A 21292-nucleotide genomic window follows, 5' to 3' on the forward strand; every position below is an offset into this window, starting at 1 on the left:
GTGGCCGGAACGGTCAGCCCGGCGGCTGCCGACCGCAGCGCCGACGCCAGGTCGCGGCGCACTCGTGGCTGGCGGTGTTCGACGCGCTTGGGCAACGGCATCGAGCCGACGGGTGCCGTCGCGCCCGTGTAGTCCGCCGTCGAAATCCGCCCCGCCCAACGGTTTTCGGTGAGAACCAGCGGGCGCGGGTCGGAGCTGTCGCGCGCGGACTCCAGCACCACCGCCAGCCACGAGTGCGCCGCGACCTGGCGTCGGCGCTGCGGTCGGCAGCCGCCGGGCTGACCGTTCCGGCCACGCGCCGCGGCGCTCGCGGCGACGGGGACGGGGAGTTTCACGACCCGGAGCTGGCGTCGCTGCGGGCCGAGCTGCGCCGGCACCCCACGCACAATGCGCCCAACCTCGAGCCTCAGATGCGCCAGGCCGAGCGCTACCTGCGCGTCGAACGCGACAACGCGCAACTGGAGAAAAAGGTCGGCGCCGCCACGAACTCGTTGGCCCGGACGTTTGACCGGATCGTCGGGCTGCTCACCGAGCGCGGCTTCATCCAGGGCCCGGCCACCGATCCCCACGTCACCGACGACGGCCGGCTGCTGGCCCGCATCTACAGCGAAAGCGACCTGTTGGTCGCGGAGTGCTTGCGCACCGGGGCGTGGGCGGGTCTGAAGCCGGCCGAGTTGGCGGCGGTGGTCTCGTCCGTCCTCTACGAGTCCCGGGGCGGCGACGGCGCCGGTGCCGCGTTGGCCGCCGAGGTCCCCACCCAGCGGCTGCGGCAGGCGCTGCAGCAGACCTCGAGGCTGTCGATGGCGCTGCGCGCCGACGAGCAGGCGCACCGGATTACCCCGAGCCGCGAACCCGACGACGGCTTCGTCAACGTCATCTACCGGTGGGCCGGGTCGGCGGACCTGGCGGCCGCGCTGGCCGTCGCGGACTCTCAGGGTGCCGGCTCGCCGTTGTCCGCCGGGGACTTCGTGCGGTGGTGCCGCCAGGTGCTCGACCTGTTGGACCAGGTGCGCAACGCCGCGCCCGATCCGGAGGTCCGCGCGGCCGCCAAGCGCGCCATCAATGACGTCCGGCGCGGCGTCGTCGCAGTTGACGCCGGGTAGGCTGGGCCCGAGCTACCGTTACAGGGCGCTAACAGGGCCAGACACAAGGCAACTGAGGAGAAAGTAATGAGCGGACCGCAGGGGTCGGACCCGGGTCACCAGTGGCAACCGCCCGGTCAGGCCGGCGATCAGTCCTCGGAGCCCACGCAGGTGGCGCCAACGCATTGGCAGCCGCCGCAGCAGCAGCCCGGCCAGGAGCAGACGTGGCAGGCCCCGGCCTACACGCCGCCCGCCGAGTACCCGCAATACCAGCAGCAGCCGGCCGAGCAGGCATATCCGCAGCAGTACCCCCAGCATCCCGGCTACGGCCAACCCCCGCAGTACGGTGAACAGCCCCCGCAATACGCCCAGCCCGGCCAGTACGCGCCGTACGGCCAGCCGGGCCAGTACGGGCAACCCGGGCAGCCCGGCCAGCCCGCCCAGTACGGCCAGCCTGGTCAATATGGTCAGCCGGGCCAGTACGGTCAGCCCGGCCAATACCCGCAGCAGTACGGGCCCTACGACCAAAAGCCTGCGAAGAAGCGCTCGATGGCGCTGATCGGGGGCGTGGTGGGCGTGATCGCCTTCCTGGTGATCGCCGTCGTGCTGGTGCTCGGTTTCTGGCAGCCCGGGTTCTTCGTCACCACCAAGCTGGACGTCAACAAGGCGCAGGCCGGTGTCCAGCAGGTGCTGACCGACGAGACCAACGGCTACGGCGCCAAGAACGTCAAGGACGTCTCCTGCAACCACGGCCAGGACCCCGTCGTCAAGAAGGGCGGCACGTTCGACTGCGACGTCAACATCGACGGCGCCAAGAAGCACGTGACGGTGACCTTCCAGGACAACAAGGGCACGTACGAGGTCGGAAGGCCCCAGTAAGGGGCGTCAGCCGGGCAGCGCGTCGAGCGCCTTCTGCAACCGGGCGACCGGCGACCCGACCCCCAGCTCGGTCGCAAGCTTGGCGGTGCGTTTCGGATGGGCCGCGGCCAGCGGCAGCGCGTCGGTGGGCGTCGACAGCGTGACCGGCGCGTCGGTGGCCACCCGCACCACCTTGCCGGCCGCCTCGATGTAGTCGGTTGCGCCCAGCAGCTTCGCCCGTAAACCCTTGGCCATCTTGGACTTTGGGTCGTGGGCGGCGGCCAGGATCCCTTCCAGCGAACCGTGCTGGGCCAGCAGCGTGGCCGCCGTCTTCTCGCCGACGCCCGGCACACCGGGCAGGCCGTCGGACGGATCGCCGCGCAGCAGCGCGAGCTCGGCGTAGGCCGGTCCCGCCCGTTCCCGCGGGACGCCGTAGTGTTCGGCCACCTCGGCCGGCCCGAACAACGTGGCCTTGGTCAGGCCGCGGCCCAGGTAGAGCACCCGAACCGGGACGGGGTCGTCGGCGACCACCTGCAGCAGGTCGCGGTCCCCGCTGACCACGACGACCGGGTCGGTGCGTTCCCGCGCCGCCAGCGTGCCCAGCACGTCGTCGGCCTCGAAACCCTCCGCACCCGCCGTCGGGATCCCGAACGCGTCCAGCAGCTCCATGATCATGTCGACCTGCGGCGTCAGGTCGTCGGGCACTTCCTCGATGTCCGGCTCTCCTGGCGGCTCCGGCTCGGCGACCCGGTGCGCCTTGTACGACGGGATGAGGTCCACCCGGAATTGTGGCCGCCAATCCAGATCCAGGCACACCACCAGCCGGCCGGGCCGCTGCTGGCCGATCACGACGGCCATCGAGTCGAGGAAGCCGCGCACGGCGTTGACGGGCCGGCCGTCGGGTGCCGTGATCGACGACGGCACCCCGAAGTACGAGCGGAACCACATGCTGGCGCCGTCGAGCAGCAACACAGGTGCGGGCATGCCGGCTATCCTGCCAGCGCCGTTAACCTGGCTGCCATGGACTCGCACCGATTCGACGCGGACGTCTACGCGCGCCGCCTGGCCGCGGCGGCCGAGGCGACCGCCGACGCCGGCCTGGCCGGCCTGGTGATCACCCCCGGCTACGACCTGCGTTACCTCGCCGGCTCGCAGGCCCAGACCCTCGAGCGGCTCACCGCGCTGGTGGTGCCGGCCACCGGCGACGCGACGGTTGTGGTGCCCCGGCTCGAGCTGGCGTCGCTCAAGGAGTCGGCCATCGCGGAACTGGGCCTGGCGGTGCGCGATTGGGTCGACGGCGAGGACCCGTACCGGTTGGTGAGCGAGGCCCTGGGCGGCGGACCCGCCGCGACCGCCGTCACCGATTCCATGCCCGCGCTGCACCTGTTGCCGCTGGCCGACGTGCTCGGGGTGCTGCCGGTGCTGGCCACCGACGTGCTGCGCGAGCTGCGGATGGTCAAGGAGGAATGCGAGGTCGACGCGCTGCGCAAGGCCGGCGCGGCCATCGACCGGGTGCACGCCCGCGTGCCGGAATTCCTGCGACCGGGCCGCACCGAGGCCGACGTCGCCGCGGACATCGCCGAAGCCATTGTGGCCGAGGGGCATTCGGAGGTGGCGTTCATCATCGTCGGCTCGGGCCCGCACGCGGCCGACCCGCACCACGGCTATTCCGACCGGGAATTGCAGGTGGGCGACGTGGTCGTCGTCGACATCGGCGGAGCCTACGAGCCCGGCTACCACTCCGACTCGACCCGCACCTACAGCATCGGTGAGCCCAGAGACGATGTGGCGCAACAGTATTCGGCGCTGCAGCGGGCCCAGCGCGCCGCGCTCGACGCCGTCCGTCCCGGCGTCACCGCCCAGCAGGTCGACGCCGCCGCCCGCGACGTGCTGGCCGAGGCCGGGCTGGCGGAGTTTTTCGTGCACCGCACCGGGCACGGCATCGGGCTCTCGGTGCACGAGGAGCCCTACATCGTGGCCGGCAACGACCTGCCGTTGGCGGCGGGCATGGCGTTCTCCGTCGAGCCCGGCATCTACTTTCCCGGCCGGTGGGGGGCCCGGATCGAGGACATCGTCGTCGTCACCGAGGACGGCGCCCTGGCCGTCAACAACCGGCCGCACGAACTGATCGTGGTGCCCGCGTCCTAGCTGGCATGACGGTGCCCCCGCGTAGGTTGGGCGGCGTGTCGATCCTGGACCTCACGCTGCTTCCGCTGCGCATCGCGCGCCATGTCGCCGACGCGGTGCTGCACCCCGTCGCGCCCGCGCCGGCGCCACCCGGCGAGCTTGTCGTCGTCGACGGGATGCCCGAGGGCGTGCCGCCGGCGGCCCGGCGTCCCGAGCCGCGGTTGCCCGCGCCGTCGAATTGGCCGTTCGGCGAGGAGTTTCCGCGCACCTGCGGCGCGGGCCGTGTGGCCGGCGGCGCCCTGTTCTGGACCGACTTCCTCTACGACGACCACGGCGCGACGGGAATCCCGGTCGGGGACCTGAAAATCCAGGCGCCGCCGCGGGGCACCTACGTCTATCCCGACGGGCCCGCCGCCCGCAACGGCGCCGACATCTTCCGTGTGGCCGTCGGGCTCACCGACACCCACACCTGGTGGCGGGTCGACTGGAACACCCTGCTGGACGCCTCGGTGCCCATCGCCCTGTTCACCTTTGACACCGACCCCGCCCGTCAGGCCCCCGCGGACTGGCCGGCCGGCGCCGGCGTGCGCTCCGCCGGGATCGACATGGCCCTGCTGGTGTCCGGGCGCGGCGCCGCGTTGATCGACCTGACCACCCAGGTGACGACCCCGGTCGAGCACAGCGTCGATCTGCAATCGCGGTCGTTCGTGGCGCAGGTCCCACGCTCGCTGGTGGAACCGGACGGAAGCTGGACGGTCCGGCTGGCCGCCGGGCTGGCCAACGCCGCGGGGGACGGGTTCGCCGACGTGCCCGCCGGACGGGGCGCGCTGCCCGGCCAGCCCAACGTCTACAACGTCGCGTTTCGCACCAACGCGCAGGAGCCGCCGCACCTGAACTTCTGGTCGGACTCGGCCCAGGCCGCGGCTTTGACTCATGGCGACGTGTCGGCGTTCGCGGTGACGGTGCCGTGGGCCCGGCTCGCGGCCCGCGAAACCGAGCCCGAGCCGGTGCTCACCGGCCCGTCGACCCGCTGGTACGTGTCCTCGATCGAGCTCGGGCAGGGCATCGCGGCCGACGACATCTTGAGCACCAAGCCACAGTTCCTCGGGCGCGTGCAGCCGTATTCGATCTGCCTGCCGTCGACATATACGGCGGGCCGCACGCTGCCGCTGACGCTGTTGCTGCACTCGCTTGCGTTGGGGCAGAGCCAGTTCGCGGCGATCGACCCCCGGCTGCTGGACGAGGTGTGCGAGGTGCGTGACTCGGTGGTCGTCACGCCGCTCGCCCGCGGCCCGTCGACGTGGTACTTCGACACCGGAGAGCTCGACGTGTGGGAGGTGTGGGCCCGGGTCGCCGAACAGCTGGGCACCGACCCCAATCGCACTGTCATCTCGGGCTATTCGATGGGCGGGTACGCGGCCTACAAGCTCGGGTTGAGCTATCCGCAGGTCTTCTCCCAGGCGGTGGTCCTGGCCGGGCCGCCGGCGTGCGGCGTGCGGCTGCTGCCCAACGTCGACATCCCGGCCGACCTCGACCTGGACTCGCCCTGCGCACGGGAGGGCGACACCTGGAAGTTGCTGGTGAACGCCCGCTGGCTGCCGTACGTCATTGCCCACGGGCTGGTCGACGAACTGGTGCCGTTCGCGTCGGCGGCCGAGCAGGTGCTCGAACTCGATCGCCTGGGTTACCGCCACCGGTTCACCGTCTATCCGCTCGAGGATCACATCGCCTGGGTGCTGCAGGACAAGTTCGAGGACCCGATCGCGCACATGGGAACCGGTCTGCGCCAAGCCGATCCGGGACACATCACGTTTGCGTGGTATCCGCAATTGGTGCGGCCGGATCTGGGTATCGGGCCGCACCAGGTGTGGTGGCTGTCTGACCTGACCGCCGATCCCTCGGTGACGGCGCGGCGCGGGGTCGTCGCCGAGGTCGACGCGCGCTCGTATGCCCGACCGGACCCGACGCATACGATCCGGCACCACCGCGGCGTGGTCTTGAACTTCGAGCCGACGCCCGGGTTGTACAGCCAGCTGGACTGGCAAGTGGGACGGCCCGTCGGCCCGCTGCCGTATTTGACGCTGCGCCTGATCGGGGTCGGCGGCCTCACCGTCGACGTCGCGCGCGCCGGGCTGGCCGGGTTGCCGTCCTCGACGATCACGGTGGTCAGCGACACCGCCGCGCAGATCAGGCTCGGAGGGTTGCCCGAGCGGGTATCGGTGCAACTCGACGGTGAGCCGGCCGGGGCGACCGTGGCCGTGCCGGCGGGGCGGCACCGGATCACGTTGGGTGTCGCTGGGTGAGGGCTCTCGACCTGGGTGAATAGCGGGGCGAGTCGCTGTCGGCGAGAATTTGGCCGTGGTTCCGCTGGTCGTCGACCCTCAGGCGCTGTTCGCCGTGGGCAGCGCCGTGGCCGCCGCCGGCGGCGGTCTGGCCGCCAATCTGACGGTGTTGACGGCGGGTTTTTCGGCCAACACCGGCCACGACGCGGCCGGCGAAGTGTTCGGCCTTGGGTATCAGGACGCGGCGGAGAAGCTGTTGCAGGCCGCGGCCGCCGCGGTCAACGCATGCCTGCAGAGCGGCGCCAAAATTCAACAAGGCGCGGCCAATTATTCGAATGCCGAAGCCGCATCCAACCTTCGCGGCGGTGGGGGCGTCTTGCAGGCGCCACCCGAACCGGCCAACATCTCGCCGCCCGGCCCTCCCGGGACGCTCGGGCCGGGCCAGCCGCCGCCGCTGCTGTGGGCGGTGGTGCAGTCGTTCGTCGACGATGTCTGGCCCGACGGCGACGTGGCCGGGATGTATGCGGCCGCGGCTCGGTGGCGGGGATTCAGCGTGGCGGCCGCCGGGGTGCGCGACTCCCTCAACGCCGCCATGGTGCTGTTGGATGCGCATCAGATTCCCGAAGGCGGCAAGATCGATGTCGCCGTGTCGCAGATCCGCGACTGCATTGTCAAGATCAGCGACGCGAGCGGAGAGTTGGCCGCGCGCCTCTACGATTTCGCCAACGATGTGGGTCGGGCCCAGAACGCGATTCGCGACCTGCTGAACCGGCTCGGGTCGCTGACCGACCTCGGGCACGATCTGATGTTGATCGTCAAGGGCGACGCGCTCGATGAGATCAAGAAGATCGCCAAGGACGTCAACGACGTGCTGCACAACCTGGGGCGGGAAGCCCGGGCCTCCGAACAGGCGATCAAGCTGGGTTTGGGGGTCGTCGACGGTTTGGTCGTCAAATTGGAAAAGTACGTGCGTGGCGAGCTGAAGCAATATCTGGGCGACGCGGTCGGCAACCAGGTGGCAACGGTTTTCGATGTCTTCGCCAACGCGAACGAGGGGGTATTGAAGGCCGCCGTCGGGACGGCGCTGTCGATTGGGGACCTCGACCCGAGGTGGTTCGCGCTCGATCCCAAGGGTGCTGCGAACACCTGGTCGGACTTGGGCAAGAGCCTCTGGAAAGGAAGTCTGGTCAATGGTCTCGCGAACCCTCAGGAGTTCGTCGAGGCGAACTGGCAGCAGCTCAAAGGCCTACTGCACCTTGATGATTGGAGCACGGCCCGGCCGGGATTGGGCCTGGGAGAGAACCTCTTCGACGGCGCGACGTTACTGATTCCGGGAGGCGGCGAAGCGGCCGCCGCGGCCGACGGTGCCGGGCTGGCCGCGCGCGGCGCCGAGGCGGCTGTGCAGGCGGAGCGCGCGGCCGGGCGGGTGGCGGATGGGTTTGCCGGTGTTGTCGGTCCGCGCGGTGCGCTGGCCGACATCGCCGGGAAGGGCGGCAGCCTCACCAAAGACCTCGAAGGCGTGAGCGGGAAACTGCCCAAGATCGAGCCTCCGGTCGGTGGCCGGCCCGTCGTGTTGCCCCCGAAGCCGCTTGACGCACCGGTCGCGCCGGCGCCGCGTGCGCCGGAAGGCGCCCCCGGCGCGCCTCACGAGCCAGCTGCCGCACCGGGGCCGGCCGAGGCGGGCGGTCCGCACGAGCCGGCGCCGGCACCGGCGCATGCCTCGCCGGGCGGCCCACATGATCCGGCGGGTGGTCCACCGCATGAACCGGTGTCAGCGCCGGCGGGTGGCCCGCACGAACCGGCCTCGGTGCCGGCGGGCGGCGCTCACGAGCCGCTACCGGCAACCGCGCCCGCATCCCATCCCCAACCCGTTCACGTCGCAGCGGGCGAACGTGTTCCGTCGACAATGCCGCAATTGGTCGATCATTCGCCGGCTCCGATGCAGGCGTCGCCTGGCGGGACTCCCGTGGAACCCGCACCCGTCGCGGCGCACTCATCGCAGCCGGCACCGGCGCTCTCCTCTGCGGCACCGCATGCCACGCTTCCGGGAGGTCATCCGAGCGAACTGCCGCGCGGCGGCTGGCACGGGCCGGGGGAGGGCGGTCCGCCGGGTGAACGCCCGCACGGAGGGCCACCGCACGGTGGTCGGCCGCATGGGCCTGACGATTCGCGTTCGCCAGGCGGCCACTCGCACGGACCACCAGGTGATGCCACGCCCCACGAGGCGGGCGACGGCCGGGAGCCTCACGGCGAAGATCAATCGTCCGACGGGCTGAGCGCCGAGAAGCGCGACGAAATCATCGCCACGCCGAAGGGAAGCCGCCCCGACCCGTCGGAATACTTATCCCCAGAATATATCCACAATCATCTTGATAAATTCACTGATGGTGCAACTCGGTTTATGCCGGAAAGCAATTTTGAGAAGTATGGAATTGCTCAGCGGGACGGCACCTCATTTGTGATGCCCAAGAATGAAGCTGATGCAATGATTGAGGCAACTGGAGGTGACCTCCGTGCAATGGAGAATGAACTCGGCTTACCCGAAGGCTTCCTCGACTCAAATAAAATCGTTAGAATCGACATCTCCGATCCAGAGGAATTTAATCTCCGGATCCCGTCCGGTAATGAGGCGGGCGCCAACGATCAATGGATTCCTGGGGGGCGCTTGCCGAACGGTGCTTCCGAAGCGGTCGTAGATGGCGGACAGGTGCCCCCAGACGACTACACTGTAACCGACGTCTTCAACTAGAAATGAGTGGCAATGAAATTTGACGACACATATTTTTCAAGGGAAGACAGATATTCGATCGGTGTCGAGTCGACGTCGGGCCGCTACTACGCATCGATACCTGTCAGCAACGGCATCGTCGACTACGAAGAGTATTACGAGCTGACAGAGGATCAATATCGCGAATTTCTGCGCGATAGCGAGGCGGCGATTGAATTCATTGAAGCTTGTCGTAGGCGGGAGCACGACGACTTACTTTTGCAAAGGCCGGGGAGCAACCGTGGAACTCCGGTGTAATGAAACCACGGGTTTGAGCTGCGCCTCGCGAGCCGGATTAACAGAGATGGAGCGAGAACGGCAGAGGGGGGTTCGGTGGTGAGCAAGAAGATTGCAGGCAAGACTTTTTCCACGCCGGAAGAAGCAGGCGTTACTCCTCCAACAGCAGAAGAATTGGCGAAGGCGCAAAAGATACTTGATGAGTTCGAAGAAAAAATAAACGCCGTGCAACCGGAAGATCGGGTGAAGGAAGTTTCTCCAAAATTCTGGGACGATATCTCAGGCACGGAGTGTGACCCTCGGAGACAAAGTAGCCGTTGACTCGGCGCCCGAGAAGTTTTATTCCGACCCGGTCCGGCTACTCGCTGCGGTCTAACAAATCCGAAGACCCCAGCACCCGCTCTACCTGCACCTCGATGACCACCCGCCGCGGGTTGGGCCTGGGCGTCCGATACCGCTGGGCGTAACGGAGCTCGGCGTCACGCACGGCGTCGGCGTCGCTGTTCACCTTCGACCGGCCCTCCAGCGACAGCCATCGCGCGCCGTCCACCTGACTGAGCACGGCCACCCCGGCGCGGTCCGCGTTCACCGCCTTCTGCGACCCGCCGGTCGTGATCACCCGCGCGATGTGGGTCTTGGGATCGAAGGTGAATCCGACGGCCACCACATGTGGTGAATTGTCGGCCCGCAACGTGGTCAGCATGGCCAGATGACGTTCCGACAGGAAAGCCAGCGCATCGTCGGTCAGCCGCGTAGTGGTATTCGCCATCACCGCTCACGCTAGCGCAGGTCATAATCGCAGCCGTGGACGACACGGGCGCAGGTCCGGTACTAATCCTGGGCGGCCGCAGCGAAATCGGCATCGAGCTCGCGCGGCGGCTGGCCCCCGGCGCGACGGTGGTGCTTGCCGCGCGCAGATCGAATCAGCTCGACGACCAGGTCGCCACCCTCAAGGCCGCCGGCGCCGCGGCGGTGCACACCATGGAATTCGACGCCGACGACCTGGCCTCGCACGGTCCGCTGGTTTCCTCGATCGTCGCCGACCACGGACCCATCGGCACCGCGGTGCTGGCCTTCGGGATCCTCGGCGATCAGGCCCGCGCCGAGACCGACGCCGCGCACGCGGTCGCCATCGTGCACACCGACTACGTCGCCGAAGTCAGCATGCTCACCCATCTGGCCGCGGCCATGCGCACCGCCGGCCGTGGCTCGCTGGTCGTCTTCTCCTCCGTCGCCGGGGTTCGGGTGCGCCGCGCGAACTACGTCTACGGCTCGGCGAAGGCCGGCTTGGACGGCTTCGCCAGCGGGCTGGCCGACGCGCTGCACGGCAGCGGCGTCAAGCTGCTCATCGCGCGCCCAGGCTTCGTCATCGGACGGATGACCGAGGGCATGCGACCCGCGCCGCTGTCGAGCACCCCGGAGCAAGTGGCCGCCGCGACCGCGCGGGCGCTGGCCAAAGGACGACGAACGGTGTGGATCCCGTGGTCGCTACGGCCGATGTTCTTCGTGATGCGGCTGCTGCCGCAGTTCGTCTGGCGCAGGATGCCGCGATGATCGTCGTTGTCGGTATCGGCGCCGACGGCATGGCCGGACTCGCGGAATCATCGCGCGCCGAATTACGCAGAGCTACAGTCGTTTACGGATCACGACGGCAGCTCGACCTGCTCGACGACACGGTGACCGCGCCCCGCCGGGAGTGGCCATCACCGATGCTGCCTGCCCTGCAAGCGCTACCCGTAGACGACAAAATCCACATCGTCGCCAGTGGAGACCCGCTCCTGCACGGCATCGGCGGCACTCTGATCCGGCTGTACGGTCCCGAGAAGGTCAGGGTGCTGCCGCACGTGTCCTCGGTGACCTTGGCGTGCGCCCGGATGGGCTGGAACGCCCACGACACCGAGGTCATCAGCCTGGTGACCGCGCCGGCGCACACCGCCGTGCGCCGCGGCGGCCAGGCGATCGTTCTGTCGAAAAACGCGGCCACTCCTAAGGAACTAGCGGCCTTGCTCAGCGCGCACGGGCGCGGCGACTCCGCATTCACCGTGCTCGAAAACCTCGGCGGCCCAACCGAACGCCGTCGCGACAGCACCGCGCGCCGATGGGCCGACGACCCGCCGCAAGACGTCGATGACCTCCACGTGATCGCTGTCCGCTACCTGCCCGACGAACGCATGTCGCCATATCCGGATGCCGCGTTCGTCCACGACGGCCAGATCACCAAACACGGGGTCCGGGCGGCGACCCTGGCCGCGCTGGCGCCGCGACCAGGGGAGCGGCTCTGGGACGTTGGCGCGGGTTCGGGCAGCATCAGCGTCGAATGGTGCCTGAGCTGGCGGGGTTGCGGCGCGGTGGCGTTCGAGCGCGACGAGCGGCGCCGGCTCAACATCGCGTCCAACGCGTCGGCGTTCGGCGTCAGCATCGACGTCCTCGCCGAGGCGCCGGAGGCTTTCAACGGCGTCGATGCACCGTCGGCGATCTTCGTCGGCGGCGGCCTCACCCAACCGGGTCTGCTCGAGGCATGCCTCGATAACCTGCCCAAAGGCGGACGGCTGGTCGCCAACGCGGTCACCGCTGAATCAGAAGCCGTTCTGGCACAGTCTTATTCACGATTCGGCGGCGAGCTGCGGCGCTTCCAGCACTATCACGGCGAGCCGCTCGGCGGCTTCACCGGATGGCGCCCGCAGCTGCCCGTCACGCAGTGGACGATGACGAAATGACGGTGTACTTCATCGGCGCGGGCCCGGGCGCCGCGGACCTCATCACCGTCCGCGGCCAGCGGCTCCTCGAAGGCTGCGCAACGTGCCTCTACGCGGGCTCCATCATGCCCGACGACCTGCTGGCGCTGTGCCCGGCCGACGCGAAAATCATTGACACGGGTCCGCTTACGTTGGACCAGATCGTCACCGAAATCGCCGACGCCGACGCGGCGGGCCATGACGTGGCACGGCTGCACTCCGGTGACCCGTCGCTGTACAGCGCGCTGGCCGAGCAGTGCCGCCGGCTCGACGCGCTGGGCATCGACTACGAAATCGTGCCGGGCGTACCGGCTTTCGCCGCCGCCGCGGCAGCCCTGAAACGCGAGCTCACCGTACCTGGCGTGGCGCAGACGGTGACGCTGACGCGGGTCGCCACCCTCTCGACGCCCATGCCCACCGGCGAAGAGCTACAGACCCTCGCCCAAACCGGCGGCACTCTGGTCCTTCACCTGGCCGCCGCCCAGATCGACGCCATCGTCCCGCAGCTGCTCCAAGGCGGCTACCGCCCCGAAACACCCACTGCAGTAGTGGCTTTCGCGAGCTGGCCGCAACAGATCGTGCTGCGCGGCAACCTGGCCGACGTCGCCGGCCGGATGCACGACGCCAACATCACCAAGACCGCCGTGATCATCGTCGGCGACGTGCTGGCGGCCGAGGGATTCAGCGACAGCTACCTGTACTCCACCGGGCGGATCCGGGGGAGCCGGCACTGATGCGGGTCCTGCTGCTCGGCGGCACCGCCGAGGCACGCGCGCTGGCGAAAACGCTGCACCCGCGCATCGATATCGTCAGCTCGCTGGCCGGCCGCGTCCCCGATCCCGCCCTTCCCGTCGGCCCGGTTCGCATCGGGGGCTTCGGCGGCGTCGACGGGCTGCGGCGCTGGCTGCGGGACGAACACGTCGACGCCGTCGTTGACGCCACCCACCCGTTTGCGGCGAACATGACGGCGCACGCCGCCGAAGCCTGTGCCGCACTGGGGATACCGCATGTGGTGCTGGCACGCCCGGCCTGGCCCGCCGGCGACGCCCTCGTCGTCGACTCGGACACCGGCGCGGCGGAAGCCGTGGCGAAGCACCAATATTCACGGATATTTCTCACCACCGGCCGTTCGAGCGTGCCCGCCTTCGCCGGCAGCGGTGCATGGTTTCTAATCCGGGTGGTCACCGCGCCAGATACCGCCGCGCTGCCGCGTCACCACCGGTTGCTGTTGTCGCGTGGGCCGTATCGCTACGACGACGAACTCGCGCTGCTGCGTGAGCACCGCATCGAGGCGCTGGTCACCAAGAACAGCGGCGGCGAGATGACCCGCGCCAAGGTGAATGCGGCCGCGGCGCTGGACATTCCGGTGGTCATGATCGCGAGACCGAAACTTCCGGCGGGCGTGGTAGCCGTCGGCAGCGTGGAAGAGGCCGCCGAATGGGTCGCGGCGCTCGGCTAGCCGGTCAGGTCCTCGCGTTCCACGTCGGCGAGCAGTGCGTCGCGGGCGCGGGCGACGCGGGATCGGATGGTTCCCACCGGGCACCCGCAGACCGCCGCGGCGTCGGCGTAGGGCAGCCCGAGCAGCTGCGTGAGCAACAGTGCCTCTCGCTGCTCGATGCTGAGGTTCGCGATCATCGTGGTCACCTCGACGAGGTCTTCGAAGCCGCGGGCGTGGCGGTCGCGGCTGAGGAAGTGCGCCGGATCGGCGCCTGAGGTGGTGCGCGGCCGCGATTGGGCGTGGCGGATGTGATCGGCCACCACCCGGCGTGCGATGGCGAGCAGCCACGTTCGGGCACTGGATCGCCCGGAGAATCGTTCGATCGCGCCGATCGCCCGCAGGAACGTTTCCTGCGTTAGGTCGTCCGCGGTGCTCGCGTCGGATAGATAGGTGACGAATCTCCACACGTCTTGCTGGGTTGCTTTGATGAACGCCTCGAGCGCACGCGGATTCCCGCGTGCGGCGGCCAACGCGAGGTCGGTGACGGCCTCGTCGTCGCTTGACGCGGTCATAGGCAACCACCTTAGTTGCGCGGGCCTGGGCAGTCTACGACGGGTCGTCGTAGAGCCCGCTCGGTTGATGGGCCAAAGATGCCGGTGTCGCCGGCCACTGGGCGCCGGCGGCCGGACGCGGTAGTCGGCATCAACATCGGAGGTGCGCCGCCTGCCGGCCCCGATGCGCTCGCGCGCCACCAGCAACGCGAAAGCAAGCCCCAACAGCAGGGGCATGTGGCTCGCGATGCGTGTCGCGGTCACCTCGCCGGCGAAGGCGTCCACCACCACGTAACTCAGCAGCGCGACCGAATACACGCCGGTAATCGCGGCCACGCCGATCGCGGTGACGGGCCATACGCCCGCGGCAACCATGGCGAGACCCAACGCGAGCAACCAGGCGGTCGACTCGTGCATCAGGTGTTCTCCCGACATCGCGCCGTGCATGTGGCTCGACACCATGCCGAAATCGATGCCGCCGATCTGGGCCGCCGCGATCGCCACCTGGAACAGACCGACCCCGATCAGTCCCCAGCGCCGGTAGTGCGTCCGCAGCCAGCGCATCGAGCGGTGATAGGTGGGGGACTGCTGATCGAGGCTTGCGATGATTTTTGCTACCAGGTCTGGCCCCTCGCCCGGCTCGATCGAGGCCAACCGCCGACTCTGGATCGCCGCGCCGATCAACCAGTTCCGGCAGGCGCGACACGATTCCAGGTGGGCGTCGACCTGCTGCGCGAGCACCTGCGGACGCTCACCGTCCAACCGCGCAGAAAGCGCCTCACGCGCAACGTCACACCGCATCCCTGCATCGTTGCGCATGCCCGATCGGTGCGCAAAGGCCAGGACGGAACAGAAGGCCGGGAACCAAACCCTCCGGCAAACCGACCACTGGAGGCAAGCCCTACCGCCACGCCATCCACCGAAGAGGTATTCGTGTCTCTACCTGAAGGCCCCCGACGATGACCGCCCCTATCTGGATTGCCTTGCCGCCGGAGGTGCACTCCACATTGCTGAGCAGCGGACCGGGATCTGGGCCGCTGCTCGCCGCCGCCGAGGCGTGGTCGTCGATGGGCACCGAATATGCCACCGCGGCAGACGAACTCATCGGGTTGCTGGGCGCCGCGCAGACCGCATGGGATGGGCCCAGCGCCGAACGTTACGTCGCGGCCCATGCCCCCTACTTGACCTGGCTCATGCACAACGCCGCCAAGAGCACCGCTGCCGCCGCGCTGCATCAGACGGCGGCCGCCGCCCATACGGGCGCGCTGGCCGCCATGCCCACGGTGGCCGAGCTCGCCGCAAACCACGCCGTTCACGCGGCGCTGGTGGCAACCAACTTCTTTGGCATCAACACCATTCCCATCGCCGTCAATGAAGCGGACTACGCACGCATGTGGGTGCAGGCCGCCGAAACCATGACGACCTATCAAGCAGCGACCGACTCCGCCCTGGCGGCGATGCCGACGACGGCGCCCGCGCCGCAGATCGTCGCGCCGGCCGCTGAGATCAGCCCAGCGGACACCGCCACGACACGATCCGCCGCCAGCGCTCCGTCGGCCAACGCCAGCACGTCTTGGCAGGATCAGCTCGCCGCCCTCATCCAGCAGTACACCCGCAATTTCGCGTGGCCGGTGTCCAAGGACCTCAACCCCGCCGGATGGCCCATCCCTGCGGTACCCTTCGCCAACGGGCTCACCTCGGCGCTGATGCAAGTCCCCGGAATGTCCCCGGCTCTCGCAAGCGCCCTGGCGTGGGCCACCTTTCACACGTTGATGATCTTTTGGCCGTTCGGTCAGCAAGCGGTCCAGTTGGCCCTATCGCTTGCCCCCGCCCTGGCCGCCGTTCCGGTCGTCGGCGCCGTTGGTGTCGCGGCGGGCGCCGCCGCCGCGGCCGGCCTCGTGGTCCCGCTGTCCGTTGCGACGGCCTTACCCGCGGGCGCCGCCGCGCCGGTACCGGCGGGCGCTTTGCCGGCGCCCGCAAGCACGGCCGCCGCGCCAGCGAGCGTCAGCAGCGTCGCCACGACGGCGCCCGCCCCCGCGGCGTCCGGTCCGGCGCTCGGCAGCGGCGGGGGACCGGTCGGTGGCGGGCCGGGAGTGGGCTTCGGCCCGACGGCTTCGACGGGGATCGCCGACGTCTTGTATGCCGTGGGGCTGTCCGGATTGTCCGCACGTGGCAGCGCCAATAGTCGTGCACGTCGCAAATCCGAGGAACCGGCCGCCGGCGACGCCGATGCGAACACGGCCGCCGCGGCGTCGGCGAAGCGAGAGAGCGGCCGTCGGCGCGTCCGGGCCGCATCGAAGGACCGTGCCCACCGCTACGAATACCTGGACCTGGAATCGGACGGAGTCGCGATCTCCGACCGCGGCGCCGGAGCCCTTGGTTTCCCCGGAACCGCGGCCAAATCCGGCCCTGGCCCGGCCGCCGGATTGACGACGTTGACCGGTGACGGTCTGAGCGATGGCCCCACGTTGCCCCTGATGCCCAGCAGCTGGGCCGGCGATTGCCCGAACGTGGCTGACCGCAACCCCATCGGGTGACAGCCCGATGGCGCCGAGCAACGGGCGGCGAGGCGCCAAAGTGAGAGTCGTTTGCCGCCGCGACACGCGGGTACTTGGGCCACCATGACTTCGGCAACACAACAGCGGCTGAGCGCCGTCGCGTTGATCTGCACGTTGAAGAAAAGCCCGGCGGCATCGAGCAGCGAGGTGATGGCCGATCAGGTGCTCGAACAGCTGCGCAAGGGCGGCGTCGACGGCCAGAAGGTCCGCTGCGTCGACCTGAGCCTGCTGCCCGGCACGGAGGCCGACATGGGGCCGGGCGACGAATGGCCGCAGCTGCTGGAAAAGATCAAGGCCGCAGACATCGTCGTCGTCTCCACCCCGACCTGGGTAGGCCACATGTCCAGCGTCGCGCAACGCGTCTTGGAAAGACTGGACGCAGAAATATCCGATGAGGACGACGCCGGCCGGCCCAAGATGGTCGGCAAGGTGGCCCTGGCCGTGGTCGTGGGCAACGAAGATGGCGCCCACAAGATCGTCGCCGACCTTTTCCAGGCCCTCAACGACATTGGATTCTCAATCCCGGCGCAGGGCTGCACGTATTGGAACGGTGAGGCCATGCAGGGCGGGGACTTCAAAGACCTCGACGAGGTACCGGAAGCGATCGCCACCACCACCGAGTCCGCGGCCCGCAACGCGGTGCACCTCGCCGGCGTTCTACGGCAGAACCCCTACCCGCCGTACGAGTGACCGTCAGGCGGGATACCGCCGGGGGGTGAACACCCGGTCGCCGAAATCGTCTGAGTGCCACTGGGTTTGGGAGGAGCCGACGATCAGCAGGCAGCGCATGTCGACGTCGGCGGGGTCGAGATCGGCGAGCCGCACCACGCGGACATCTTCGTCGGGCCCGGACACGTTGCGGCCGATCACCACCGGCGTGCCGGGTTCGCGGTGGGCCATCAGCACGTCGCGCATCGCGCCGACCTGCCAGGTCCGCGCCTTTGATGCCGGGTTGTAGATGGCCAGCACCAGATCGGCGGCCGCGGCGGCGGCCAACCGCCCGGAAATCACGTCCCAGGGCTTGAGCCGGTCGGACAACGAGATCACCGCGTAGTCATGACCCAACGGGGCGCCCACCCGGCTGGCGACGGCCTGCGCCGCCGTCATCGCCGGAATGACCCGGATCCGCACTCCCGGCCACTGTTTGGCCTCTTCCAGCACCGCGGTCGCCATCGCGAACACGCCGGGATCGCCCGACGACACCACGGCGACGGCGTGCCCCTGCTCGGCGAGCGCGCAGGCCAGCCGCGCCCGCGCCGGTTCGTCGGTGTTGTCGCTGGCGTGACGCCGTTGGCCGTCGCGGACCGCGACCCGGTCCAAATAGGGGGCATAGCCGATCAGATCGGTCGCGGCGGCCAGTTCCCGCCGGCTCTCCGGCGTCATCCAATCGACGTCGCCGGGCCCCAGGCCGACCACGGCGACCGTCCCGGCCACCGACGGCCGCTGCGTGCGGCGGCCACCGGGCAGCATGGCCAGCGAAAAGTAGGGCACGCTGGCCTCGTCGACGTCCGCGGCAGGCATGATCCGCTGTCCCGACGTGCTGGCCCGCTCGACGTAGAACGCGTCGCCGAGTTGTCCGGACGCCGAAAGCGCCTCTCGCACAGCGTGATACGAGCGGCCCAGCTTGAGCACGACCGCGGCGTCCGCGTCGGCGAGGCGGCGCGTCAGCTCGGCCACCGGCAGGGTGCCGGGCAGCACCGACAACACCTCGTCGCCGGCCACCAGTGGGGTCGCGATGGCCGCCGAGGCGGCGCTCACCGACGTCACACCCGGCACGATGACGGCGTTGAACCGCTGCGTCAGCCGGGTGTGCAAATGCATGTACGAGCTGTAGAACAGCGGGTCGCCCTCGGCGAGCAGCGCGACGTCGCGACCGGCGTCGAGGTGCGCGGCGATGCGCCGCGTCGAGTCCGCGTAGAAGTCCTCGATCGCCCCGGCGTAGCCGCCGGGATGGTCGGTGGCCTCGGTGGTCACCGGATAGACCAGGTGCTCCTCGATCTGGCCCGGCCGCAGATACGGTTCGGCGATTCCGCGGGCGATGCTGCGACCGTGCCGCGCGCTGTGGTAGGCCACCACGTCGGCCTCGCCGATCACCCGGGCGGCCTTCACCGTCACCAACTCCGGATCGCCGGGCCCCAGCCCGACCCCCCATAGGGTGCCCCGCGCGCTCACTCGGCGTCGCTCGCGATCGCGTTGACGGCGGCCGCGGCCATCGCGCTGCCCCCGCGGCGACCTCGCACCACCAGATACGACATGCCGCGCGGACGCTCGATGAGCTCCTGCTTGGACTGCGCGGACCCGACGAATCCAACCGGCCCGCCGAGCACCGCGGCCGGCGGGGAGGCCCCCTCGTCGATCAGCTCCAGCAGCCGGAACAGGGCGGTGGGGGCGTTACCGACGGCGAGAACCGCGCCGGCCAGCCGCTCCGCCCACAGCTCGACCGCCGCTGCCGAACGGGTGGTCCGCCGGCGTGCGGCCAGCGCGGGAGCGCGCGGATCGGCCACCAGCGATACGACCTCGTTGCCCGCGGGCAGGCGCGCGGTGGTGATGCCGGCGGCCACCATCGACGAATCGCACAACACCGGCGCACCGCCGCGCAGCGCGGCGCCGGCCCGCGCGACCACGTCGTCGGTGTAGGCGACGTGATCGGCGACATCGACCTGACCGCAGGTGTGGATCAACCGGACCACGACCCGCGCGACGTCGTCGGGGAACCGCGTCAGGTCGGCTTCGGCGCGGATGGCCGCGAACGACTGGCGATAGATCTCGGCCGCGTCGCGGATGTAGTCGAGCACCCGCTCACCTTAGGTGCTGGTCGCGCAGCAGCCGATAGCCCTGCCCGCTCGCGACCAGAACCTGCCCGACGGGCGGGCTTCCACACGCGCGCTCGCAGCCGACGAAGTGGCGGTGCACCGGGGAATCCGGCTCCAACGCCATCGCCGCGTCGGCCCGCACGTCGGCCGCGGAGTGCTCGCACCCGGGGCTGCCGGTGCAGGCGCTGACGCTCAGCCAGGGGGAGTGCTCGTCGAAAACCAGGCCCAACGGCGCCAGCACGCGCAGCGCGACGTCCGCCACCTCTTCGTCGAGGTCGCACACCAGCACCGATCGCCACGGCGTGACCACCAGCGGGGCCTCGATAGCGGCCAGGTATTCCGCGACCCTTGCGGGCAGCACGCCCAGCGGCACCGCGGCGCCCAGCGCGACGCGGCCGTCGTCCTGGCCGATCCAGCCCACCGGTGGCTTGGTCACGGGCGGAAACGCCGCACCGAGTTCGGCGCCGGGCCACAACGCCGCAATGTCGGCCAATTCGCCGACCCGCCAAGCCTTTCCGCGCACCTCGATGAACCGCAGCGCGAGCGCGACTAGCGAGCGCGCCACGTCGGCGATGGCCAGCCGGACGCCGGTGTCATGCCCCGCCAACACGAGCGCGACGCCGTCGTCCAGGGCATGCACGCCGACGTCGGCGCCCAGCCCGGACACGTCGGCACGGCCGTCGTCGAGACCGAACCAGAAGCGGCCGCCCAACTCCGCGAGCCCGGGTTCGGCGCAAATCGCCGCATCCAGCTCGCTCACCCACCCACTCACGTCGGCGAGCCCGCCCACCCGGCCGGACAGCGGCGACGCAACGATGTTGCGGACCCGCTCATGCGTCGCCGACGGCAACAGCCCAGCTTGGCTGAGCGCCTCCGCGACCGCCGGCACGTCGGTGATCGCGCGCAGCTGCACGTTGCCCCTCGCGGTCAGCTCGAGCGTTCCCGAGCCGCGCTCACCCGCGACGCCGGCCAGCGTAGCCAGCTGCGCGGCGCTGATCCGGCCGCCGGGCAGGCGCACCCGCACCAGCGCGCCGTCGGCGGCCTGATGCACCTGCAGGGCGCCCGGGCAGGCGTCGGTGTCGCGCGCTCGGACCATTCGCCTACGGTACGACTGCGCGTCTCCGTTTCGCGCAGGTTCGGCGCGGGCCTGGTGTGGGCACTCTGTTGCCCGTGAGGACGGTTGAGTACGCCGCGGGACGCATGGCCGACGTCTTCGGCGATTCGGGACGGCCCACGATCCTGCTGTGGCACGGCATGCAGACCGACGCCCGGGCGGCCGTCGGGCCGCTGGCCGGCATGCTCGCCGAACGCGGCGCCGCGGTCGTGGCGCCGGATTGGAACTCCCACGGCGACGACGGCGGCCGCGCGGACCTGTTGCGGTCGCTCGAGTTCACCCGCGACGTCGCCGCCGGCCCCCTGGTCCTGGTCGGGTGGTCGTTGGGCGGTTGCGCCGCCGCGGGCCTGACGCTCGACGCGGCGCGCTTCGACGTCGCCCTCGCGCACACGGTTTGCCTGGCCGGGGCCTTCATGGCCCCCGACCCGATCTCCGGCCGGACGCCGACCGACATGCTGGCGGCCGACGGCGCCCGGTCGCCGTTCACGCTGCTGCACGGCCTCGCCGACGACGCGGTGCCGGTGACGGCGAGCAGGGCGTTCGCCGCCGACCTTCACCGGGCGGGTTGGCCGGTGGAGCTGGTGGAGCTGGCGGCCGACCACGGGTCGATCGCCGGCGCCGACTACGACCCGGTCGCCGATCGCTACGTCCCGGCGACGGGCGGGCCGGCGCTCAAGATGGCGGGCGAGGTCGCCGCGCGCATCGCGGCGACGCTGCGGTACGAATGACG

At 69.9% G+C, this 21292-nt stretch carries 19 protein-coding genes and 2 pseudogenes; 14 read left to right on the plus strand and 7 right to left on the minus strand.

From position 1 onward, the window contains the following. Together A5655_RS25055 and A5655_RS25060 are read left to right on the plus strand one after the other, a co-directional pair. Positions 1 to 1103, plus strand: a pseudogene (locus A5655_RS25055) (DEAD/DEAH box helicase); the annotation flags it as partial. A 66-nt stretch (positions 1104 to 1169) separates the two neighbouring features. Beyond that, on the plus strand, positions 1170 to 1961 hold the full coding sequence (locus tag A5655_RS25060; protein ID WP_067015181.1) for a DUF4333 domain-containing protein: 792 nt from the start codon (positions 1170 to 1172) through the stop codon (positions 1959 to 1961). Between the two features lie 6 nt (positions 1962 to 1967). Here A5655_RS25060 and A5655_RS25065 read toward each other — a convergent pair whose 3' ends face one another. Further along, positions 1968 to 2924, minus strand: a complete 957-nt coding sequence (locus tag A5655_RS25065; RefSeq protein ID WP_067015183.1) for a 5'-3' exonuclease — start codon at positions 2922 to 2924, stop codon at positions 1968 to 1970. Positions 2925 to 2960: 36 nt separating this feature from the next. Here A5655_RS25065 and A5655_RS25070 point away from each other — a divergent pair, with 36 nt between their 5' ends. The 5 genes from A5655_RS25070 (at position 2961) to A5655_RS27535 (ending at position 9674) form a co-directional block, all read left to right on the plus strand. Next, on the plus strand, positions 2961 to 4088 hold the full coding sequence (locus A5655_RS25070) for a Xaa-Pro peptidase family protein (RefSeq protein WP_067015191.1): 1128 nt from the start codon (positions 2961 to 2963) through the stop codon (positions 4086 to 4088). 5 nt (positions 4089 to 4093) lie between these two features. After that, positions 4094 to 6370 (plus strand): alpha/beta hydrolase-fold protein, encoded by a 2277-nt coding sequence (locus A5655_RS25075; protein ID WP_369807248.1) that lies wholly within the window; start codon positions 4094 to 4096, stop codon positions 6368 to 6370. Between the two features lie 55 nt (positions 6371 to 6425). Further along, positions 6426 to 9098, plus strand: coding sequence for a hypothetical protein (locus tag A5655_RS25080; protein WP_067015194.1), 2673 nt, complete (start codon positions 6426 to 6428; stop codon positions 9096 to 9098). Between the two features lie 12 nt (positions 9099 to 9110). Further along, positions 9111 to 9374, plus strand: a complete 264-nt coding sequence (locus tag A5655_RS27530; protein ID WP_082978871.1) for a hypothetical protein — start codon at positions 9111 to 9113, stop codon at positions 9372 to 9374. A 78-nt stretch (positions 9375 to 9452) separates the two neighbouring features. Continuing rightward, positions 9453 to 9674, plus strand: coding sequence for a hypothetical protein (locus A5655_RS27535; protein ID WP_082978872.1), 222 nt, complete (start codon positions 9453 to 9455; stop codon positions 9672 to 9674). Positions 9675 to 9711: 37 nt separating this feature from the next. On the opposite strand, the gene A5655_RS25085 is transcribed toward A5655_RS27535, so the two are convergent. Then, the gene (locus A5655_RS25085) at positions 9712 to 10122 is read right to left on the minus strand and encodes a F420-dependent biliverdin reductase (protein ID WP_067015197.1); all 411 of its coding nucleotides are present in this window, start codon (positions 10120 to 10122) and stop codon (positions 9712 to 9714) included. Between the two features lie 35 nt (positions 10123 to 10157). On the opposite strand from A5655_RS25085, the gene A5655_RS25090 reads away from it, so the two are divergent. From A5655_RS25090 to A5655_RS25105, 4 genes are read left to right on the plus strand one after another with little or no spacing between them, the layout of a single operon-like run. Then, positions 10158 to 10907, plus strand: a complete 750-nt coding sequence (locus tag A5655_RS25090) for an SDR family NAD(P)-dependent oxidoreductase (RefSeq protein WP_067015199.1) — start codon at positions 10158 to 10160, stop codon at positions 10905 to 10907. Then, entirely contained in the window at positions 10904 to 12070 is a 1167-nt protein-coding gene (locus tag A5655_RS25095; protein ID WP_067015201.1) for a bifunctional cobalt-precorrin-7 (C(5))-methyltransferase/cobalt-precorrin-6B (C(15))-methyltransferase, read from the plus strand. Before A5655_RS25090 ends, A5655_RS25095 begins: the two co-directional genes overlap by 4 nt. Beyond that, entirely contained in the window at positions 12067 to 12822 is a 756-nt protein-coding gene (gene cobM / locus A5655_RS25100) for a precorrin-4 C(11)-methyltransferase (protein ID WP_067015203.1), read from the plus strand. The genes A5655_RS25095 and cobM overlap by 4 nt, the downstream gene beginning before the upstream one ends. After that, a complete protein-coding gene (locus tag A5655_RS25105) occupies positions 12822 to 13547 on the plus strand; it encodes a cobalt-precorrin-6A reductase (RefSeq protein WP_067015205.1) in 726 nt (241 codons plus the stop codon). Before cobM ends, A5655_RS25105 begins: the two co-directional genes overlap by 1 nt. Here A5655_RS25105 and sigC read toward each other — a convergent pair. Both sigC and A5655_RS29045 read right to left on the minus strand, forming a co-directional pair. Continuing rightward, positions 13544 to 14098 carry an RNA polymerase sigma factor SigC gene (gene sigC / locus A5655_RS29040; RefSeq protein WP_231999271.1) on the minus strand — a complete coding sequence of 185 codons (555 nt, stop codon included), beginning with the start codon at positions 14096 to 14098 and terminating at the stop codon, positions 13544 to 13546. The genes A5655_RS25105 and sigC overlap by 4 nt on opposite strands. 162 nt (positions 14099 to 14260) lie before the next feature. Next, positions 14261 to 14896: pseudogene (locus tag A5655_RS29045) on the minus strand (DUF2275 domain-containing protein); the annotation flags it as partial. A 140-nt stretch (positions 14897 to 15036) separates the two neighbouring features. Between A5655_RS29045 and A5655_RS25115 the strand changes: the two are divergent. Together A5655_RS25115 and A5655_RS25120 are read left to right on the plus strand one after the other, a co-directional pair. Beyond that, on the plus strand, positions 15037 to 16614 hold the full coding sequence (locus tag A5655_RS25115; RefSeq protein ID WP_067015208.1) for a PPE family protein: 1578 nt from the start codon (positions 15037 to 15039) through the stop codon (positions 16612 to 16614). 84 nt (positions 16615 to 16698) lie between these two features. Continuing rightward, positions 16699 to 17325: a flavodoxin family protein gene (locus A5655_RS25120; RefSeq protein WP_067015210.1), complete on the plus strand. Its 627-nt coding sequence runs from the start codon at positions 16699 to 16701 to the stop codon at positions 17323 to 17325. A 3-nt stretch (positions 17326 to 17328) separates the two neighbouring features. On the opposite strand, the gene A5655_RS25125 is transcribed toward A5655_RS25120, so the two are convergent. From A5655_RS25125 to cobG, 3 genes are read right to left on the minus strand one after another with little or no spacing between them, the layout of a single operon-like run. Continuing rightward, positions 17329 to 18807, minus strand: coding sequence for a precorrin-2 C(20)-methyltransferase (locus tag A5655_RS25125; RefSeq protein ID WP_067015212.1), 1479 nt, complete (start codon positions 18805 to 18807; stop codon positions 17329 to 17331). Continuing rightward, entirely contained in the window at positions 18804 to 19430 is a 627-nt protein-coding gene (locus A5655_RS25130) for a precorrin-8X methylmutase (RefSeq protein ID WP_067015213.1), read from the minus strand. The genes A5655_RS25125 and A5655_RS25130 overlap by 4 nt, the downstream gene beginning before the upstream one ends. 4 nt (positions 19431 to 19434) lie before the next feature. Then, positions 19435 to 20544, minus strand: coding sequence for a precorrin-3B synthase (gene cobG, locus A5655_RS25135; RefSeq protein ID WP_067015214.1), 1110 nt, complete (start codon positions 20542 to 20544; stop codon positions 19435 to 19437). A 74-nt stretch (positions 20545 to 20618) separates the two neighbouring features. Here cobG and A5655_RS25140 point away from each other — a divergent pair, with 74 nt between their 5' ends. Beyond that, entirely contained in the window at positions 20619 to 21290 is a 672-nt protein-coding gene (locus A5655_RS25140; protein ID WP_231999267.1) for an alpha/beta hydrolase, read from the plus strand. The last annotated feature ends 2 nt before the right edge of the window (positions 21291 to 21292 follow it).

Source organism: Mycobacterium sp. 1081908.1 (genome assembly GCF_001673535.1).
Classification (GTDB): Bacteria; Actinomycetota; Actinomycetes; order Mycobacteriales; family Mycobacteriaceae; genus Mycobacterium.

What these genes read in the sequence shown, in the direction of transcription:
- A5655_RS25060 (WP_067015181.1), top strand. Translation starts at nt 1,170, where the DNA reads ATGAGCGGACCGCAGGGGTCGGACCCGGGTCACCAGTGGCAACCGCCC.
- A5655_RS25065 (WP_067015183.1), bottom strand. Translation starts at nt 2,924, where the DNA reads ATGCCCGCACCTGTGTTGCTGCTCGACGGCGCCAGCATGTGGTTCCGC.
- A5655_RS25070 (WP_067015191.1), top strand. Translation starts at nt 2,961, where the DNA reads ATGGACTCGCACCGATTCGACGCGGACGTCTACGCGCGCCGCCTGGCC.
- A5655_RS25075 (WP_369807248.1), top strand. Translation starts at nt 4,094, where the DNA reads ATGACGGTGCCCCCGCGTAGGTTGGGCGGCGTGTCGATCCTGGACCTC.
- A5655_RS27530 (WP_082978871.1), top strand. Translation starts at nt 9,111, where the DNA reads ATGAAATTTGACGACACATATTTTTCAAGGGAAGACAGATATTCGATC.
- A5655_RS25085 (WP_067015197.1), bottom strand. Translation starts at nt 10,122, where the DNA reads ATGGCGAATACCACTACGCGGCTGACCGACGATGCGCTGGCTTTCCTG.
- A5655_RS25095 (WP_067015201.1), top strand. Translation starts at nt 10,904, where the DNA reads ATGATCGTCGTTGTCGGTATCGGCGCCGACGGCATGGCCGGACTCGCG.
- cobM (WP_067015203.1), top strand. Translation starts at nt 12,067, where the DNA reads ATGACGGTGTACTTCATCGGCGCGGGCCCGGGCGCCGCGGACCTCATC.
- A5655_RS25105 (WP_067015205.1), top strand. Translation starts at nt 12,822, where the DNA reads ATGCGGGTCCTGCTGCTCGGCGGCACCGCCGAGGCACGCGCGCTGGCG.
- sigC (WP_231999271.1), bottom strand. Translation starts at nt 14,098, where the DNA reads ATGACCGCGTCAAGCGACGACGAGGCCGTCACCGACCTCGCGTTGGCC.
- A5655_RS25115 (WP_067015208.1), top strand. Translation starts at nt 15,037, where the DNA reads ATGACCGCCCCTATCTGGATTGCCTTGCCGCCGGAGGTGCACTCCACA.
- A5655_RS25120 (WP_067015210.1), top strand. Translation starts at nt 16,699, where the DNA reads ATGACTTCGGCAACACAACAGCGGCTGAGCGCCGTCGCGTTGATCTGC.
- cobG (WP_067015214.1), bottom strand. Translation starts at nt 20,544, where the DNA reads ATGGTCCGAGCGCGCGACACCGACGCCTGCCCGGGCGCCCTGCAGGTG.